Here is a 3,450-nt window from a genome sequence, read left to right on the forward strand (position 1 = left end):
GCGCTGCTGCACGCGCATTTCTCGAACTTTTTTTGTGCATTTTTCACATCCCGCGAATCCCCTGGCGTCAGCCGATTGCAAGAATGGGGCATTCGAGTTGATGGTATTCACAAAGGAAACACGGCACATCGGGTTAAAAAAAGTTCTTTTTGCGGTTAATGGAAACGTGCTCCAGGTCGACGGCCTTAGTTTCAATTTGTTACCGCTTTGGTTGTAACATTTGACTGACTGCCGTTGCCAAAAAAATACACCAAAAAATGAAAAAACGGGCTGCCATGGGGTAGCAACCCGTTCATTTCAGGCGGTCAATGGCATTTATTGCGCTGCGCGGCGGGGCGGGCGTGCTCGCTGATCGCGCAGGCCGATGGCTACTGTCGGGTAGCGCAAACRCAGCCGCAGCTCCTGCTTCAGGCGGGTGTTGTCCAGCCGGCGCGACTCGCTCATAAAGCTCAGCAACATCAGCGGCAGCTCTTCCTGTGCCGTGCCTCTTGCCAGACGCGGTGGGCGCGGCAGGCCGTAGAGGTCCGCCGCGAGGTCGAAATAATCGCCCATCTTCAGCTGCGTGTCGTCGCTGGCATTGCTGGCGCGCTGGGGCTTGCCGCGCCACAGCGCCGCCAGGCAGGCGCGGGCCAGGTCGTCGGCGTGAATATGGTTGGTATAGACGTCGTCTTCGGCACGCAGTACAGGGGTGCCTTTGAGCAGCCTGCCACGCGGCGTGCCACCCTCGCGATCAGGCGCATAGATGCCCGGGATGCGCAGCAGGTGCACACGGGTGCCGGTAGCCCGGCCAAAAAGCCGCAGATGCGCTTCGGCATGAACGCGCCGCTGGGCGCGCGGTGTATGGGGGCTCAAAGGTCGCGTCTCGTTCACCCATTCACCGCCGCAGTCGCCATACACCCCGCTAGTGGAGCCGTACACCAGCGATTGCGGCAGGCTGCGCAGGCGCAGGGCGCGCAGCAGCGCCAGCGTGCGCGGGTCTGTGCGCCAGTCGGGCTGGTCGCCAGGTGGCGGCGCCAGGTGCACGACACGCGTAGCCAGCCCCGCCAGCCGCCGCAGGGAGGCGCTGTCGTCCAGGTTGCCCTGCAGCGGCGTGATGCGCTGTGCGCGCAAAACCGGGGCGCGCCCTGGCGATGAGGTCAGGGCCATAACCCGGCTATTGCGCGGCAGCAGCCGGGCCACACGCAGGCCCACGTCACCGCAGCCGACGATCAAAATCCGCTCGCGGCGGAAGCGAAAAGGCAGGGAGCCTAAGGGATTCAGGTTTGAGGGCAAAATTGGGGGTTGCCGGGAAATCGGCCGAGTCGAGAACAGATACCGCAAGGATACCGAATATGAGCTTTAACGTGACCGTGCAACCCAGCGGCAGGACATTCGTGGCCGAGGCAGATGAACCCCTGCTGGCAGCCGCCATCCGCCAGGGCATCGGCCTGCCCTACGGCTGCAAGGACGGCGCGTGCGGCTCCTGCAAGTCCAAAAAGCTGGAGGGCAGCGTCCTGCACGGCGCCCACCAGGTGAAGGCCCTGTCACCCGAAGAAGATGCCAACGGTTTCATACTGACTTGCAGCGCCAGGGCAACCAGCGATGTCGTCCTTGAATCACGCCACGTCACCGATGAAAGCGCTTTTCCAATCAAAAAAATGCCGGTGCGCGTCAACAGCATGGCCAAGGCTTCGCACGACGTGATGGTGGTACGCCTGCAACTGCCGGCCAGTGATGTCTTCAAATACCACGCTGGCCAGTACGTGGAATTTTTGCTGCGCGATGGCGACCGCCGGGCGTATTCGATGGGCAATGCCCCGCACACCCAGGCCGACAACCCGGGCGTTGAGCTGCACATTCGCCACATGCCGGGCGGCAAGTTCACCGAGCATGTATTCGGCCCCATGAAGGAAAAAGAAATCCTGCGCATCGAAGGCCCCTTCGGCAGCTTTTACCTTCGCGAAGACAGCGACAAACCCATGGTGCTGCTGGCATCGGGCACCGGCTTTGCGCCCATCAAGGCATTGATCGAGCATCTGCAACACAAAGGCATCACGCGCCCGGCCGTGCTGTACTGGGGCGGGCGCCGCCCTGCTGATTTGTATATGGACGATTGGGTCAAGGCCAGGACTGCGGAAATGCCGAACCTGCGCTACGTGCCCGTCATCTCCAATGCCCTGCCAGAAGACAACTGGACCGGCCGCACGGGCTTTGTCCACCAGGCCGTGCTGGAAGATTTTTCCGACCTGTCCGGCCACCAGGTGTATGCCTGTGGCGCCCCCATCGTCGTGGATTCGGCCCAGGCCGCCTACACGGCTGCGGGCCTGCCTGGCGACGAGTTTTATGCCGACTCCTTTGTGACCGAAAAAGAAAAAGCCCAAGCCACTGTGCCGGCGGAAACCTGAAATCCCGTTGACGGCCTCCGGGCTTTCAGTCGGCCCACCCCGACAAACAAGAAGAATAAAGAAGAAGAAAAAGAAACGCCCCGGCTGATCCGTCAGCCGGGGCTTTTTTGTTGGAATGCGCTCCGGTTCATGAAAAACCGATTCGCTGCAAAGCCTGCGGGCTCCGATTATTTGCAACAATACGAGGCATGAACATTCGACCCGTTTCCTTTTTTACTTCCCTGCCCGGCAAATGCCTGGGAGCCCTTTTCATTGCCGGCATGGCACTGTCAGCCCCTCCGGCACACGCCCAGCCCAAGGTCATGCGCATCATCGTGCCGTATGCAGCCGGTGGCCCCATTGACGTAACCGCCCGCCTGATGGCCGAACGCGTCAAGGACACACTGGGCCCCGTCATCATTGAAAACAAACCCGGCGGCGGCGGCAACATCGGCGTCGATGTGATCGCCAAGGCTCCGCCCGATGGCATGACGATCGGAATTTCCGCTGTCGCCACCCACGCCATCAACCCCTGGCTTTACAGCAGGATGCCGTATAACGCGGCCACCGACTTCGCGCCCATCACGCAGCTGGTGCGCGTGCCCAACGTGCTGGTGATCAACGCCGACGCCGCGCAGCGGCTGAAAATCAACACGCTGGGCGACCTGATCAAATACGCCAAGGCAAACCCGGCCAAGCTCAATTACGCCAGCGGCGGCAATGGCAGCGCCGGGCATCTTGCCGGCGAAATGTTCAAGGCGCAGGCTGGCATCTTCGCGCTACACATTCCCTACAACGGCGGCAACCCGGCGCAGCTGGCGTTGCTGAGCGGCCAGGTCGACTACAACTTTGACAACCTGGCGACGGCATCAGCCAACATCAAGGCCGGCAAGCTCAAGGCGCTGGCAGTCACCACCGCCAAACGCAGCGCCATGCTGCCTGATGTGCCTACCGTGGCCGAGACGCTCAAAGGCTTTGAAATCGACACCTGGTGGGGCCTGGTGGCACCTGCAGGCACACCGAAAGACGTGGTCACCAAACTCAACCAGGCCTTCGTCGCCGCGCTGAATTCGCCCGAAGCCAAAAC

At 61.6% G+C, this 3,450-nt stretch carries 3 protein-coding genes; 2 read left to right on the forward strand and 1 reads right to left on the reverse strand.

Annotated features, from left to right (window positions below):
- Window positions 1-315 precede the first annotated feature (315 nt).
- On the reverse strand, window positions 316-1,272 hold the full coding sequence (locus tag AC1D0Z_RS17955; RefSeq protein ID WP_477659559.1) for an SDR family oxidoreductase: 957 nt from the start codon (window positions 1,270-1,272) through the stop codon (window positions 316-318).
- 59 nt (window positions 1,273-1,331) lie between these two features.
- On the opposite strand from AC1D0Z_RS17955, the gene AC1D0Z_RS17960 reads away from it, so the two are divergent.
- Together AC1D0Z_RS17960 and AC1D0Z_RS17965 are read left to right on the forward strand one after the other, a co-directional pair.
- On the forward strand, window positions 1,332-2,384 hold the full coding sequence (locus AC1D0Z_RS17960) for a CDP-6-deoxy-delta-3,4-glucoseen reductase (RefSeq protein WP_477659560.1): 1,053 nt from the start codon (window positions 1,332-1,334) through the stop codon (window positions 2,382-2,384).
- A 260-nt stretch (window positions 2,385-2,644) separates the two neighbouring features.
- A partial coding sequence (locus tag AC1D0Z_RS17965) for a Bug family tripartite tricarboxylate transporter substrate binding protein (RefSeq protein ID WP_477659561.1) occupies window positions 2,645-3,450 on the forward strand: 806 nt, incomplete at its 3' end.

The organism is Polaromonas sp. P1_E3 (assembly GCF_056405935.1).